The 16,004-nt window shown below is 42.7% G+C and carries 11 protein-coding genes, 2 tRNA genes and 1 other RNA gene; 11 read left to right on the top strand and 3 right to left on the bottom strand.

Annotated features, from left to right (window positions below; genetic code table 11):
• Positions 1 to 17: 17 nt before the first annotated feature.
• The 4 genes from rnpB (at position 18) to KCV09_RS08275 (ending at position 2,163) form a co-directional block, all read left to right on the top strand.
• Positions 18 to 373: RNase P RNA component class A (gene rnpB / locus KCV09_RS08290), an RNA gene on the top strand.
• A gap of 63 nt (positions 374 to 436) precedes the next feature.
• Positions 437 to 513: transfer RNA gene (locus tag KCV09_RS08285), tRNA-Met, on the top strand.
• Between the two features lie 249 nt (positions 514 to 762).
• Positions 763 to 839 (top strand) — tRNA-Met (locus KCV09_RS08280).
• Positions 840 to 984: 145 nt separating this feature from the next.
• Entirely contained in the window at positions 985 to 2,163 is a 1,179-nt protein-coding gene (locus tag KCV09_RS08275) for a porin (RefSeq protein WP_149931176.1), read from the top strand.
• A 41-nt stretch (positions 2,164 to 2,204) separates the two neighbouring features.
• Here KCV09_RS08275 and KCV09_RS08270 read toward each other — a convergent pair whose 3' ends face one another.
• Both KCV09_RS08270 and KCV09_RS08265 read right to left on the bottom strand, forming a co-directional pair.
• Positions 2,205 to 3,239, bottom strand: coding sequence for a hypothetical protein (locus tag KCV09_RS08270; RefSeq protein ID WP_212515017.1), 1,035 nt, complete (start codon positions 3,237 to 3,239; stop codon positions 2,205 to 2,207).
• The gene (locus KCV09_RS08265; RefSeq protein ID WP_004943175.1) at positions 3,232 to 4,857 is read right to left on the bottom strand and encodes an NAD+ synthase; all 1,626 of its coding nucleotides are present in this window, start codon (positions 4,855 to 4,857) and stop codon (positions 3,232 to 3,234) included. Before KCV09_RS08265 ends, KCV09_RS08270 begins: the two co-directional genes overlap by 8 nt.
• Positions 4,858 to 5,129: 272 nt before the next feature.
• Here KCV09_RS08265 and KCV09_RS08260 point away from each other — a divergent pair, with 272 nt between their 5' ends.
• On the top strand, positions 5,130 to 5,585 hold the full coding sequence (locus tag KCV09_RS08260) for a hypothetical protein (RefSeq protein WP_048765958.1): 456 nt from the start codon (positions 5,130 to 5,132) through the stop codon (positions 5,583 to 5,585).
• 53 nt (positions 5,586 to 5,638) lie between these two features.
• Here KCV09_RS08260 and gltA read toward each other — a convergent pair whose 3' ends face one another.
• Entirely contained in the window at positions 5,639 to 6,913 is a 1,275-nt protein-coding gene (gltA, locus tag KCV09_RS08255; protein WP_004940950.1) for a citrate synthase, read from the bottom strand.
• A gap of 1,041 nt (positions 6,914 to 7,954) precedes the next feature.
• On the opposite strand from gltA, the gene sdhC reads away from it, so the two are divergent.
• The 6 genes from sdhC to odhB all read left to right on the top strand — a co-directional run bounded on the left by sdhC (position 7,955) and on the right by odhB (position 15,970).
• Positions 7,955 to 8,356 carry a succinate dehydrogenase, cytochrome b556 subunit gene (gene sdhC, locus KCV09_RS08250; protein ID WP_088459624.1) on the top strand — a complete coding sequence of 134 codons (402 nt, stop codon included), beginning with the start codon at positions 7,955 to 7,957 and terminating at the stop codon, positions 8,354 to 8,356.
• Positions 8,356 to 8,721 carry a succinate dehydrogenase, hydrophobic membrane anchor protein gene (sdhD, locus tag KCV09_RS08245; RefSeq protein ID WP_004940945.1) on the top strand — a complete coding sequence of 122 codons (366 nt, stop codon included), beginning with the start codon at positions 8,356 to 8,358 and terminating at the stop codon, positions 8,719 to 8,721. The genes sdhC and sdhD overlap by 1 nt, the downstream gene beginning before the upstream one ends.
• Before the next feature lie 12 nt (positions 8,722 to 8,733).
• Positions 8,734 to 10,629, top strand: coding sequence for a succinate dehydrogenase flavoprotein subunit (gene sdhA / locus KCV09_RS08240; protein ID WP_004940941.1), 1,896 nt, complete (start codon positions 8,734 to 8,736; stop codon positions 10,627 to 10,629).
• 14 nt (positions 10,630 to 10,643) lie between these two features.
• Entirely contained in the window at positions 10,644 to 11,354 is a 711-nt protein-coding gene (locus tag KCV09_RS08235; RefSeq protein ID WP_004940938.1) for a succinate dehydrogenase iron-sulfur subunit, read from the top strand.
• Positions 11,355 to 11,912: 558 nt separating this feature from the next.
• Entirely contained in the window at positions 11,913 to 14,753 is a 2,841-nt protein-coding gene (locus tag KCV09_RS08230) for a 2-oxoglutarate dehydrogenase E1 component (protein ID WP_004943169.1), read from the top strand.
• Positions 14,753 to 15,970, top strand: a complete 1,218-nt coding sequence (gene odhB / locus KCV09_RS08225) for a 2-oxoglutarate dehydrogenase complex dihydrolipoyllysine-residue succinyltransferase (protein ID WP_004940933.1) — start codon at positions 14,753 to 14,755, stop codon at positions 15,968 to 15,970. Before KCV09_RS08230 ends, odhB begins: the two co-directional genes overlap by 1 nt.
• Positions 15,971 to 16,004: the final 34 nt, after the last annotated feature.

The following is a 16,004-nucleotide window of genomic DNA, read 5'->3' as shown; positions in this document are numbered from 1 at the left end:
TGATACTATGCGCACACGAAGTGGACTGGACGGTCGCTGCTGTGGAGGTCTTCGTGACTGAAACAGGGGAGGAAAGTCCGGGCTTCATAGGGCAGGGTGCCAGGTAACGCCTGGGCGGCGCAAGCCGACGGAAAGTGCAGCAGAGAGTAGACCGCCTCATTCGTGAGGTAAGGGTGAAAGGGTGCGGTAAGAGCGCACCGCGTGTCTGGTAACAGTTCACGGCATGGTAAACCCCACCAGAAGCAAGACCAAATAGGAATCCTGAGGTACGGCCCGTACTGGATTCGGGTAGGTCGCTTGAGCGTATGAGTGATTGTACGCCTAGAGGAATGATCGTCCTCGACAGAACCCGGCTTACAGGTCCACTTCACCAAATTTTATGTAAATTATGCTTGACGTATCTTGAATTAATGAAGATAATGCGCGCACAGTTTTCGGCTATGTAGCTCAGTTGGTTAGAGCACCGCACTCATAATGCGGGGGTCACAGGTTCAAGTCCCGTCATAGCCACCATTTTATAGACCATGCTCCTGCATGGTCTTTTTTTTGCTTATTGTTTTTGAATCGTAGCATTATCCTTTTTAGATATTCAGATCTGATGCACCATCGTGCGGTTGTTGATGAACGCATAAAATGTTAGGGTATCTACAAAATTGTCATAAATTTGTACGATTTAGCATGATTTGAGTGTTTGGTGAACAGCTGAAAACAAAATCTATTGACGGCCAAGAAGGTTCTATAGATAATGCGCTCACAGTTTACGGCTATGTAGCTCAGTTGGTTAGAGCACCGCACTCATAATGCGGGGGTCACAGGTTCAAGTCCCGTCATAGCCACCATTTTCAAAGATCATGTACATTACGTGATCTTTTTTTTTATCTATCTTTTTTAGATTTTTATTTCACACTCAAGTTCACTGTTTTAGTTTTCTAATTCCAACCGAACTTATGCATTTTCATCACCCACTCAAAAGGATGTTATGGCATGAATAAGTCATTATTACTACTCACAACAACAATTGCATTTACCCCAGTGGTATATGCACAAGATCTAAGCTGGGGCGATCCAAAGGCCGAAGCGGGGCAAGTGAAAGTGTCTGGTGCTATCCGTACGCGCTATCTGAGCAAAGATTTTCAAGATGAAGCCAATGAGGGTTCAAATAACAACTGGCGTCTTGCAGATATCAAGCTCAATTTAAACTATGAAAATCCAAAATGGCTGGCAGCGCTCGATGCGCGTTGCTATGAATACGATGAACTTTGTGATGCTGTTTTTTTGAGTGATGCGTGGGTCGGATACAAGATTTCAGATCAGCAACGGGTGAGCGTTGGATTGCAACCTGTTGAGTTTGGCTTCGGACGCTTCTGGGGTAGCAGTTATTACGAAACCCTCATGAATACAGTCGGTTTTGAGGATATTTCGGCACTTGGGCTACGTTATCAAATCAGCCAGAATGATTACAGTTTAAGTTTGGGTTTTTATCCAACAGATGGCGGAAATTATAAGGGGACGTCAAAAGATTCAAGCCGCTACAGCCCGGCATTTGTCGAGGCAGATGATTTAACAACGGGAACGTATTTAAAAGAAAGAAATATCTGGATTGGTCGGTTATCTAAAAAATTTGAGGTAACGCCGATTGACGGACTGAGTACCGAGATTGGTACTTCATTCTGGCATTCTGAACTGAAAAACAAAAAAAACGGTCAAGACGGCTCACGTAACAGTTGGAATGTCTTTACACAGACGCAGTACAATGCTTGGCAGTGGATGTTACTTGCCGGATCACAATCCATTCAAAACCGCGACACTGAGTTTCCTGACTTTTCAACCTTAGGTGCTTTTGATTTTCCTTATCAGGTGGCCAACAAGACCGATTATGTGGTCAATGAAATCAATTACAGTGTCGCAAAGCCCTTTTATGAGCTTAAGAATATTAAGCCATATTTCTCGTATAGTCGTTTATTTAAAGATCAGGCGGGCTATGAAGACTCAGAACGTATCATTGCAGGTGTTGCATTTAACTACAAAAAGATTGGGATTCAAGGTGAATACATCTGGAGTAAAAATGATCCGATGGTCGGTGCCAGCAGTAATGGATTGGCACAGGGCGATGGCAATGGATGGGACCGCATGCTGTATTTAGCACTGGGTTATTATTTCTAAATGAAAAAGCCCAAATCGTTAGCTACGGTTTGGACTTTGTTTTATGACTGATGTTGTTCAATCAAGCTTAAGGTTTCGCTACGCGCATAAAATGGTGATAAAACATTCACCAAAAGCGGTTCAAGTAATCCTTCCCGATCTAGAGCTCGAATAAGTTTAGGGTAAAACCGCTGTACTTCAGTATAAATATCCTGCTCGTTTAACCCAATGCCGTAAAATAAATCCTGCAACGTATCATCACGATAAAATTCATAAAATACTTCGACACCCCGCAACACGAGATTTTGAATGAAAGGCTGCTGGCGCAGTTCTTTCCAGTATTCATAAACCAGTACAAAAAACTCTTCAATATCTAGAGGATTAATTTTAGAGATGTACTCGTAAACAGTTTTGTCTTTTACATCGTCCCAGAGTGTACGCAGTAAATCTTCAAGATCATCATTGGATAAGACACTCAGTTCTGCCAGTTGCTGCTGAATCAAGCGAGCCAAGTAGTCTTCAATTTTTTGCTCAATTCGTTGCTGATGTTTGTGTGAAAAGGATTTTAGATTTTGCTGCCAACGCGCTTGTAAAGTAGTGCTAGATTCGTTGCCCGATGCCGGCTGCAAAAACCTAGGCAATTTATGATGTATTGCGCTGGTGGCGATGAAGTGACACAGTTGCTCAATGGCTGGGCTGTGACGCAAGAAGGTGTTGAAGTAAAGCCGAATATTGTCTAATTCTAAAAACTTGGCTAACCAGATATCAAACTGTTGATCCGAGACCAAATCATTCAAAGTCGATGGTGATTTAAGTGCGCTAAGATAAATCTGCTTAGAAATTTCACCAATGAATTCGAGTAAATCTGCACCCAACTGCATTTCAAATGCATAGCGCCGAACCACCATTTCAAGTTGTTGCATATCGATGACTTGATGGAGTTTGAGCTGTTGGAGAGACTGAAAAATCAAATGCGAGAGATGTTGTAGATACTCCGAAGAGTGCTCAGCACAGAGCTGAGACTTGAAATAATGCACCTGCTCAAGCAAAAGTGCTTGAGCAAGCTGCGCGCTAGACGATGTCTGATCCTTAGTCATCTGGTCTCCAGCCATTTACGATAGGGTAGCGGCGCTCACGGCTAAAGGCACGTGAACTAATTCGAGGGCCAATTGCACCTTGGCGACGCTTGTATTCATTACGATCGACGAGACGAATCACTTTTTCAACTACGTCTTTCTCAAAGCCTTTGGCAATAATATCGGCCTGACTTTGATCTTCTTCGATATAAGCGTAAAGAATCGCATCCAGAATATCATAAGGCGGCAATGAATCTTGATCTTTCTGATCTGGACGTAATTCTGCCGATGGCGGGCGAGTAATGACACGTTCAGGAATTACAGGCGTATCACCAAGCGTGTTGCGATATTTTGCCAGCTCAAACACGATGGTTTTATACACGTCTTTAAGTACAGAAAAACCACCCACCATATCGCCGTAAAGTGTGCAGTAACCCACTGAAATTTCAGACTTGTTACCGGTTGAAAGCACCAGATTACCAAACTTGTTAGACAGCCCCATCAACAGCGTGCCACGTGCACGTGCCTGTAGGTTTTCTTCCGTCGCATCTGCCGGTGTGTTGCCAAAAAATGGATATAGCGTTTGCATGAAGCTATTTACAATCGGATGGATTTCAGCGATCCCGAAGGTAACGCCCATACGTCGCGCTTGCTCGGTCGCATCTTCCACACTGATTTGAGCCGTATAGGTATAAGGCATCATGACTGCTTGAACCTTATCGGCACCAATTGCATCGGCTGCAATCGCTAGGGTGAGTGCTGAGTCAATGCCGCCAGACAAACCTAATATCACACCCGGGAAACCAGAACGTTGTACATAGTCACGCGTGGCCATCACCAAACTTTGATAAATTTCCGCCATGGTATCGAGTGCAGGCGTCACTTCAGTGGTTTTGTACTGCTTATTTTCGATATCATATTCAGCATAGTACAGCGCTTCCTTAAAGCTCGGTGCCTGTACAGCCACAGTTCCGGTGTGATTGATGACAAAGCTGGTGCCATCAAAAATGAGATCATCTTGCCCGCCTACCTGATTGAGATAAACCAGATTGACATTGAGCTGCTTAGAGAGTTCAGTCAAAGTCTGAACACGATGCTGCGGCTTACCCACCTCATATGGTGATGCATTAAGCACTAAAACTGTTTCTACATTGAGCTGCGTGAGCTGTTGAACCGTATTGAGCGACCAAATATCTTCACAAATCAAGACACCAAATCTATGCCCTAAATACTCAAACACAAGGTGTTGATGCCCAGGGTTGAAATAGCGCTTTTCATCAAAAACGCCATAGTTGGGTAAATTATGCTTGTTATAGATTCCGAGCACGACACCATCTTTCATGACAGCGGCAGAATTATAACGATGTCCTTCTTCGGTTTGATGTACAAACCCAAACACCATTACAATGTCTTTTACTTCTTTAAGTTGCTGAAATGCCTGATGCATTCGTTTACCAAGATTTGGACGTAGCAGCAAGTCTTCGGCTGGATAGCCGATGATGGAGAGTTCTGGAAAAATAATTAAATCAGCATGTTGTTTTTTAGCTTCATTTGCTTGCTCAATCATTTTTTGAGCATTTGAATCAATATTGCCAATATGCGGTGAAAATTGAGCAAGGGCAATTTTAAAACTTTTCATTCAAACCTAATCCTAGATCGATAGCACAGATATACGCCATTCGTTGCTTTTGTCATTTTCTTTTTACAACGGGGTGACGCATGGGATAACACAAAAAAGTCAATCGAATTGAAAAACAGTGCAAGACAGATAATATATACTAATCAAAGCTTTTTCTGCGCAAAAATAACAAGAATTATCTATTTTAATCGATTTTTTATTTGTTGTAATTTGGCTGTATCTATAGCCGACATCGATTACACTCAAATTAATCTTCAATCAATAAAAAGATCATGCTACAAAATTTTCTCATCCTCAGAAGACGAAAGCTGACCTCGGGTGAAATATCACTTGCACGCGAAATTTTTAGCTCGCATCTCAATTATGATTCGATCTTTATTTGTGCACATCGTTTGGTATTGAAGCACTATGCAATCAGTCCCAATGGGCATATTTATTTTAATGTGATCGACTGGTGCGAAGATTTTTCGACGCAGTCGATTGAAAAGCAATCTTGGCTCATTCATGAATTGGTACATGTATGGCAAGTACAGCAGGGCATTAAGCTGATTCGAAAGGCTATTTTTGAGCGCCAATATCATTATGTGCTTAAGCGCGGTAAAACTTTTTTAGAGTTTGGTGTTGAGCAGCAGGCGCAAATGGTTCAAGACTACTTTCTCAAAAAACATCGTCAACAATCTTGTGATGATCTGGCTGCCTGTATTCCGTTTATTGCTTCCCCGCAATAAAAAAAGACCGCCAAATGCGGTCTTTTTTTATTGGTATAACGCTTAGGCAGCGATTAACGCTGGATGTCGCGTTTGGTTTCGCCAGTATAAAGCTGACGAGGACGACCAATTTTGTACGGAGCACTGTGCATTTCTAACCAGTGGCTGATCCAGCCAACAGTACGTGCAAGTGCAAAGATCACGGTAAACATTTCTGTTGGGATACCAATCGCTTTGAGAATGATACCTGAGTAGAAGTCTACGTTTGGATACAAGTTACGCTTGATGAAGTATTCATCAGACAACGCAATACGCTCAAGTTCCATCGCAAGTTCAAGTTGTGGATCATTGATGCCAAGCGCAGCAAGAACTTCATCACACGTTTCTTTCATCACTTTCGCGCGTGGATCGAAGTTTTTATACACACGGTGACCAAAGCCCATGAGTTTCACTTCTTTGGTCTTCACTTTTTCCATGAAGCCCGCAACGTTTTCAACTGTACCGATCTCGTCGAGCATCTTCAGAACAGCTTCGTTTGCACCGCCGTGAGCAGGGCCCCAAAGCGCTGAAATACCCGCTGCGATACATGCATATGGATTCGCGCCAGTTGAGCCTGCCAAACGTACAGTTGACGTTGATGCATTTTGCTCATGATCGGCATGAAGCGTGAAAATACGATCCATTGCTTTAGCTAGAATCGGATCTACTTTGTAATCACGATCTGCAGGTGTCGCAAACATCATATGCAGGAAGTTTTCTGCATAGCCCAAGTCATTGCGAGGGTAGATGAAAGGTTGACCCACCGTATACTTGTAGCTCCATGCTGCAAGCGTCGGAATTTTTGCAATCAAGCGAATAGCAGTAATTTCACGATGATTCACATCTTCGATGTTTAACTGGTTATGATAGAACGCAGATAAAGCACCAACCACACCAACCATGATTGCCATTGGGTGTGCATCACGACGGAAACCATTAAAGAAACGGCTTACTTGGTCGTGAACCATAGTGTGGTTACGCACCTTCGCATCAAATTCTTCTTTTTGCTCTTTGGTTGGGAGTTCACCATTTAAAAGCAAATAACATGTTTCGAGATAATCCGCCTGAGTTGCAAGCTGATCGATTGGGTAGCCGCGGTGTAATAACACACCTTCGTTCCCGTCGATGAAGGTAATCTTCGATTCACAAGAAGCGGTCGCCATGAAACCAGGATCAAACGTAAAATGACCTGCGGCCAATACATCCTTAACGTCGATTACATCTGGGCCTAATGTGCCGCTGTAAATTGGTAATTCAATTTCTTTGCCATCAAGCTTTAGTACGGCTTTCTTGCCAGTTGCTTCAGACATTCAATAGATCTCCTGTCCTGGTGAATGTTGATCTGAATCGAAGTATTAATCTTTTAATGCACGAATCAGACGGGTCAAAAATTGTTACTAAGATTAGTGTGAACTGAAATTTTGTCAATTATACTAATGGATAAAAAAGTAGCGTCACCACAAGTATTTAGTTTAACTGTTAAGGGTTAAAAAAATGAATAAAATCACAGTATCGACGCGCTATGATAAGTCAAATTTATGACGCCGTGCAGAAAAAAATTGGGTCTAAAATCTAAATTGTAAACAAATTTTTAGAGCAATTAATCCATCTGGCTATTGGTAGATTATGCCAACGCATTATGAAAATGGCTTAAAACCCATAACTTACCGAGTATTTACCTCGAATGAGTTAATCGATTTCATGCTTTAAAACAGATAGGCCAGTATTTCCAAAATTGATTCAACTGGTTAAAAAATAGCTAATTGAACTCATCATCCACCTCAAAATTTGTACTTTTCAGAACGTGTAGGGCGGTTAATAAGATTATTTTTGTGTGAATTTAAATCAAATTTGATTGTGTAGCTGAAGTTATTCACAAAGTAAGTAGTTCTTTATAATAGCGATATAAGGCTGAAAAGAATATAAAAGCAGCACGACATTTTATAAAAAAATATAAGCTTTATGATTTAAAACGGATTCAGAATAAGCTTAAACCTTCAATTGCAATCTGTGTAAGCAAAGAGTTCAATTGAATTTAATATCTTTGGTCTAATTCTCATATGATGAAGATCATAAAGCCAATTAAAGCTGGTTTTTTTAAAATAGTATATAAAAATAGAGACATACGAGTTTTTAATCTAATTAACGATGATTATGTGACCAATCCGTATAGGTAAATGATTCTTATTTGCTTAATTTTATATGAAAAAGAGGTTTTTCATTGTTTGTAATTTGATTTTTGACGTTTTATAATTCAAGAGTCGTTTATTAAGTAGGCATTTGCTTGCCTTCAATGCCAGCTTTCCTTCGAATTAATTCAAACAAACTCCAGCTGGAGTTTTTACTACAGGATGCCCGCTGTGAAAAGCAACAGACCTGTCAATTTGTCCATGGGTCAGGTGTTAGCGGTAAACTTACGCTCACCCGTGGCTATTGCATCAATCTTACACCGTCTCTCTGGTGTCATCGTATTTCTATTAATTCCCGTTCTATTATGGATTTTGGATAAATCCTTAGCATCACCAGAAGGATTTGAATACGTAAAAACAGTTATCTTCGGAAATATTTTAGTACGATTCATCGTATGGGTATTTGTAGCAGGTTTAATTTATCACTTCATTGCTGGTGTTAAACACTTGCTTGCTGATCTTGGCTTTGCAGAAGAGCTTCAAAGTGGGCGAACTGCCGCTACAGTTGCATTGATCTTATCTGTGATTGGTATCATCGCAGCCTTCGTATGGATTATGTTCTAATGAAAAGTGCTACAGGATTAACAGGTTCAGGTTCTCGCGATTGGTTTGTCCAGCGTATTAGTGCTGTTGTTTTAGCCGTATATACAGTCGTGATCATGGGTTGGATTTTGTTTCATGGTGGCTTTAACTATGAGCAATGGTCTGGCTTCATGATGACTTTACCAATGAAGATTTTGTCTTTGTTGGCTGTATTGTCATTGGCAGCACACGCTTGGATTGGTATGTGGCAAGTATTTACTGACTATGTAACGACTCGTCAAATGGGTCCTTCAGCTTCAGGTTTACGTCTGGTTCTAACAACGGCTGTCATTATTGCCGTGTTTGTATTTGTAATCTGGGGTATCCAGATTTTCTGGGCGAATTGATAGGAAGACATCATGGGCGCGATAAACCCTAAAGAAGATTATTCAAATATCCAAAACCTCACCTTTGATGCTGTCATCGTTGGTGGTGGTGGTTCTGGTATGCGTGCAGCGTATCAACTTGCACAAGCGGGTTTAAAAGTTGCTGTTTTGACTAAAGTATTCCCAACACGTTCGCACACGGTTGCCGCGCAAGGTGGTATCGGTGCATCGTTAGGCAACATGCAAGAAGATAACTGGCATTATCACTTTTACGACACCGTAAAAGGCTCTGACTGGTTAGGTGATCAAGACGCGATCGAATATATGACGCGTGAAGCACCTAAAGTAGTGTACGAGCTTGAACACATGGGTATGCCGTTTGACCGTAACGAAGATGGAACGATTTATCAGCGTCCATTTGGTGGTCACTCTGCAAACTATGGTGCAAAAGCAGTACCACGTGCCTGTGCAGCCGCTGACCGTACAGGTCATGCGCTTTTACATACGTTGTATCAAAGCAACGTAAAAATGGGCACACAGTTCTTTGTTGAATGGATTGCGCTTGACCTGATCCGTAATAATGAAGGTGATGTACTTGGTGTAACCGCTTACGACCAAGAAACAGGTAATATTGCCGTATTCCAAGCCAAAGCAACTTTGTTCGCTACGGGTGGTGCAGGCCGAGTTTACCGTGCATCAACCAACGCTTACATTAATACAGGCGATGGTCTGGGTATGGCAGCGCGTGCAGGTATTCCATTACAAGATATGGAATTCTGGCAATTTCACCCAACGGGTGTTGCCGGAGCTGGCGTACTGTTGACAGAAGGTTGTCGTGGTGAAGGTGGTATTTTGCGTAACAAGGACGGCGAACCGTTCATGGAGCGCTATGCACCAACATTGAAAGACTTGGCACCGCGTGACTTCGTATCACGTTCAATGGACCAAGAGATCAAAGAAGGGCGTGGCTGTGGCCCTAAAGGCGACTACATTCTTCTTGATATGACGCACTTGGGTGCAGAAACCATCATGAAGCGTTTACCGTCTGTTTTTGAGATTGGTAAAAAGTTTGCAAACGTTGACTGTACCAAAGAGCCAATTCCTGTTGTACCTACAATTCACTACCAAATGGGTGGTATCCCGACCAATATCCATGGTCAGGTTGTGGTGCCGCATGGTGTGGAAGAAGGCGAGTTTACTGCACACTACGACAAAGACACTAAACAATATACCTACCAAGGTACGCGCGATTATGTAAAACCGGTTAAAGGTTTTTATGCAATCGGTGAGTGTTCGTGTGTGTCGGTTCACGGTGCTAACCGTTTAGGAACCAACTCATTGCTTGATTTGGTGGTATTTGGTAAGGCGGCTGGTGAACATATCATTGATTATGTGACCAAGCACCATGGTGATGATTATGCACCACTACCAAATGACGTACTTGAAAACACATTGGCACGTATTCGCAAACTAGATGATTCAACTTCTGGTGAGAATGCACAAGAAATTGCCGATACAATCCGTGACATCGTACAGGATCATGCTGGTGTATTCCGTACTCAAGCTTTGCTTGACAAAGGTGTACAAGAAATCCTTGCGATGGAATCTCGTGTACGTAACATTCATTTGAAAGACAAATCAAGAGTATTTAACACCGCGCGTGTTGAAGCGCTTGAAGTTGAAAACTTGTATGAAGTTGCGAAAGCTACATTAATTTCTGCTGCTGCACGTAAAGAATGTCGTGGTGCGCATACAGTGGTTGACTATGAGTTGGCTCCTGATCACCCAACGTATTCATATGGCCGCCGTGACGATGAATGGATGAAACACACATTGTGGTATTCATCTGATAACCGTCTTGAGTACAAGCCAGTTCGTTTCAATCCGTTAACGGTTGAAGCAATTGAACCTAAACCACGTACATTCTAATCGGGAGACTAAAGATGAGTAGAGGTACTCGTACATTCGAAATCTACCGCTATGATCCTGATAAGGATAAAGCGCCGTACATGCAAACTTTCACGCTCGAGCTAACCGACAAGCACCGTATGTTGCTTGATGCGTTACTTGCACTGAAAGTACAGGATGAAACCTTGACATTCCGCCGTTCATGCCGAGAAGGTATTTGTGGTTCTGACGGTGTGAATATCAATGGTAAAAATGGTCTGGCGTGTTTGTGGAACCTCAACGATTTGCCTGAAAAAATCGTGATTCGTCCTCTACCAGGCTTGCCAGTGATTAAGGATCTGGTTGTAGACATGAACCAGTTCTACGATCAATACAACAAGATCCAGCCATTCCTGATTAACAATCAGCCAGCGCCACCAAAAGAGCGTTTACAGTCTCAAGCGGACCGTGAGCATCTTGACGGCCTGTATGAATGTATCTTGTGTGCGTGTTGTTCGACATCATGTCCATCGTTCTGGTGGAACCCAGACAAATTCTTGGGTCCATCTGCGCTACTAAACGCTTATCGCTTTATTATCGATTCGCGTGATACCGCTACTCAAGAACGTTTGGCGCGTTTGGACGACCCATTCTCATTGTTCCGTTGTAAAGGAATCATGAACTGTGTATCTGTTTGCCCGAAAGGTTTGAACCCAACAAAAGCAATTGGTCACATTCGTAACATGCTTCTCGATCAAGCAGGTTAATTCCGTTAAAAAAAGCGCACATATTTATGTGCGCTTTTTTTATTGAAAATAAATGGGACTAATGTCTAAATTGCATCTAAAATGTATATCAAGCACCATAGGTTATCAGCTAAAATAGCCAATGTATTTTGTCAATTTATAAGAGGTATATGTCAAAAAAATCAATTCGTGTAAGCAGAACATGATACGATTTGAAACGAAATTTTATGCCCACAAAGTGCATAATAGGCCATATACACGAAGCACGATTTTTGATTGTGCTTAATTTTTATGTAGAAGAGTTATTTTAGAAAAGCCAAATAGCGGTAAGATTTTGTTTTTCTAAGATGATTTGCAAAAATTGCTCGGCGTCGCCGAGTATACAGATGATAAATGATGCCAATGACGGCGTTGTTTTTCATTGATTATGTCAAGGAAACTTGATGTGGTCATAACGCCCCCTTTGGTCTCAGCGCCAGAATGGGTTTGTAATGCCATTTTACAATTTGGCGTTATCAATCATGGGTCTGTTTAAAAAAGCAACCCGTAATGTTTTTGCAATAGGAAATGGGTCCACAAATGCAAGATGTTGCTGACGCTTTGCGTCTTGACACTGAACTTTCCGCTGATAGCGCAGCGTATATTGAACAGCTTTACGAGCAATACCTGACCTCCCCAACCTCTGTGACAGAGGACTGGCGCCAATACTTCGATAAATTCCCAAAAGGTGATCAACCACACAGCAATGTGCGTGAGCAGTTCTTATTACTTGGACGTAATTCGAGCCGTGTACAAGCAGTTGTACAAAGTTCGGTAAGCAGTGATCATGAGCGTCGTCAGATTGGTGTCTTACAACTCATCGCAGCATATCGTAACCGTGGTCATCAAAAAGCAAAACTCGATCCACTAGGTCTTGCAAAACGCGAAGACGTTCCAGATCTTGATTTATCTGCTCATGGTTTAACGAAGTCTGATCTTGATACGATATTCAATACCAGTAATCTTGCTATTGGTAAAACTGAAGCTACTCTCGGTGAAATGATCGATGCAATGGAAGCCATTTATTGTGGTTCTATTGGTGCAGAATACATGCATATTGTCGACACCAAAGAAAAACGCTGGATTCAACAACGTTTAGAGAGTGCGCGTGGTCAGTTCAATTTTACCAATGACCAGAAAAAAGGACTACTGGAGCGCTTAACTGCTGCGGAAGGCCTTGAAAAGTTTTTGGGTAACAAATATGTCGGCGCTAAGCGCTTTGGTGTAGAAGGTGGTGAAGCCTTCATCCCGATGATGAACGAAATTATTCAGCGTGCAGGCTCTGTAGGCTGTAAAGAAGTTGTGATTGGTATGCCACACCGTGGTCGTCTCAACCTTCTTGTAAATATTATGGGTAAAAACCCAGCTGATCTTTTTGGTGAATTTGAAGGTAAATCAATTCATAAAAAAGGTTCGGGTGACGTAAAATACCACCAAGGCTTCTCATCAAATGTCATGACGTCAGGTGGCGAAGTACATTTGGCATTGGCATTTAACCCGTCGCATCTTGAAATTGTTGGACCAGTGGTTGAAGGTTCGGTTCGTGCACGCCAAGTTCGTCGTAAAGACATCGGTGGTGATGACGTTCTTCCGGTGATCGTTCACGGTGACGCTGCATTTGCAGGTCAGGGTGTTAACCAAGAAACCTTCCAAATGTCGCAAACTCGCGGTTATACGGTTGGTGGTACGGTTCATATCGTCATCAATAACCAAGTGGGTTTCACCACTTCAGATCCACGCGATGCTCGCTCAACTGAATACTGTACCGATATCGCGAAAATGGTTCAGTCACCAATTTTCCATGTAAATGGTGATGATCCTGAAGCGGTGGCGTTTATTGCACAGTTGGCCCATGATTTCCGTCATACTTTCCGTAAAGACGTTGTAATTGATTTGTTCTGTTACCGTCGTCGCGGCCACAATGAAGCAGATGAGCCATCTGCAACTCAGCCGTTGATGTATCAGGTGATCAATAAAAAGCCAACTACTCGTACGCTTTATGCCGACAAATTGGTACAAGAAAAAGTACTCGATCGTGCAGAAGCGGACAAACTGATTGAAGACTACCGCGCTGATTTAGAAGCGGGTAATCACGTTGCAAATGCGCTGGTTCTTGAGCCAAACACCAAGATGTTTGTCGATTGGAAACCGTACTTGGGCCATGACTATACAGACGTTTGGGATACCACAACCGATATCAATCGCTTAAAAGCGCTTGGTGAAGGAATGCGTAAGCTACCTGAAGGTTTTGTGATGCAACGCCAAGTGCAAAAAGTCATTGACGACCGTTTGAAAATGCAAACGGGCGAAATGCCATTGAACTGGGGTGCTGCTGAAACACTTGCCTACGCAACACTTGTTGATGAAGGTTACTTGGTTCGTATTACTGGTGAAGATGTTGGCCGTGGTACGTTCTCGCATCGTCATGCTAAATTGCATAACCAAGTCGACGGGTCAACTTATATTCCGCTTTGTCATGTAAAGGAAAATCAGCCACGCTTTGCGTTGTATGATTCTTTGTTGTCTGAAGAAGCCGTTCTTGCATTTGAATATGGCTATGCGACAACTATTCCAAATAGCTTGATCATCTGGGAAGCTCAGTTTGGTGACTTCGCTAACTGTGCGCAAGTTGTGATTGACCAATTCATTGCATCTGGTGAAACCAAGTGGGAGCGTGTGTGTGGTCTGACCATGTTGCTACCTCATGGCTTTGAAGGTCAGGGGCCAGAGCATTCATCTGCACGTCTTGAGCGCTTCTTGCAGCTTTGTGCAGAAGACAACATGCAAGTGATTACACCAACCACACCAGCGCAGATTTTCCATGCGTTACGTCGTCAGGCAGTTCGTCCAATTCGTAAGCCAATGATTGTAATGTCACCTAAGTCGTTGCTTCGTCATAAACTTGCAACATCAACACTCGATGAGCTTGCGAACGGCACATTCCAAACCGTGATTGATGAAGTTGATCAAATCAATAAAGCAGATGTTACCCGTCTAGTTTTGTGTGGCGGTAAGGTCTACTACGATTTGCTTGAAAAACGTCGTGAGCTTGAGTTAAACAACGTTGCGTTGGTTCGTATCGAACAGCTCTATCCGTACCCAGAAAAACGCTTGGAAGAAGTGCTTGCAGCTTATCCAAATGTTAAAGATGTGGTGTGGTGTCAAGAAGAGCCGAAGAACCAAGGTGCTTGGTTGTTTATCGCACCGCGTCTATATGACGACATCTTGAAATCTGGAAAACAAATCCGCATCAGCTATGCAGGTCGTGAAGCATCGGCTGCACCAGCATGTGGTTCACCATACTTGCACGCAAAACAACAAGCTCAGCTCATTCATGATGCATTAGCAATCGAAGCTGAACAATCAGGAGAGACAAAATAATGGCAACCGAAATTAAAGCACCGGTATTCCCAGAGTCAGTTGCAGACGGAACCATTGCAACTTGGCATAAAAAAGTTGGGGAAGCAGTATCACGTGATGAAGTCATTTGTGATATTGAAACTGATAAAGTTGTTTTAGAAGTGGTTGCTCCAGCTGATGGTCAACTTGTTTCTATCGTGAAAGATGAAGGCGAAACAGTTTTATCTGACGAAGTAATTGCACAGTTCCAAGAAGGTGCAGTTTCTGGCGCCAATGAAACTCAATCAGTTCAAAGCGATTCAAAAGTAGAACAAGCAGCATCTAAAACTGAAGCGGGTGCGGCACCAGTTGTAGAACGTGCACAACCTGTATCTGATCAAGCACCAGCTGTGCGTAAAGCATTGACTGAAACAGGCATCAGTGCAGCAGATGTTCAAGGTACAGGCCGTGGTGGTCGTATCACTAAAGAAGACGTGACCAATCACCAAGCAAAACCAGCAGCACCTGCTGCTGCACCGCTTAGCGTTGCGGTCGGTGAGCGTATCGAAAAGCGTGTTCCAATGACACGTCTGCGTAAGCGCGTAGCCGAGCGTCTTCTTGCTGCAACTCAAGAAACCGCAATGTTAACTACGTTTAACGAAGTGAACATGAAACCAATCATGGAAATGCGTGCACAGTACAAAGATGCGTTTGAAAAACGTCATGGTGCGCGTCTTGGCTTTATGTCTTTTTTCGTGAAAGCTGCAACTGAAGCATTGAAACGTTATCCAGCTGTAAATGCGTCTATCGATGGCGATGATATTGTTTACCATGGTTATTACGACATCGGCGTTGCTGTTTCTTCTGACCGTGGTCTTGTGGTTCCAGTACTTCGTGATACTGACCGTATGAACTATGCTGAAGTTGAAAACGGTATCCGTGACTATGCTTACAAGGCACGTGATGGCAAATTGGGTATTGAAGACATGACAGGCGGTACATTCACCATTACTAATGGTGGTACGTTCGGTTCATTGCTTTCTACACCAATCTTGAATACACCACAAACTGCAATTTTGGGCATGCATAAGATCCAAGAGCGTCCAATGGCAGTGAATGGTCAGGTTGAAATTTTACCAATGATGTATCTTGCACTTTCTTATGACCACCGTTTAATCGATGGTAAAGAAGCTGTTGGTTTCTTGGTAACCATCAAAGAGCTTCTTGAAGAGCCTGCAAAACTTATTCTTGATCTTTAATTTAGTCCGTATAAACACCCAAGTTGAGTCATTT

Source organism: Acinetobacter soli, from assembly GCF_018139125.1.
Taxonomy (GTDB): Bacteria; Pseudomonadota; Gammaproteobacteria; order Pseudomonadales; family Moraxellaceae; genus Acinetobacter; species Acinetobacter soli.
The sequence above is the reverse complement of the archived record's forward strand: the minus strand, read 5'-3'. Positions and strand labels throughout refer to the sequence as shown.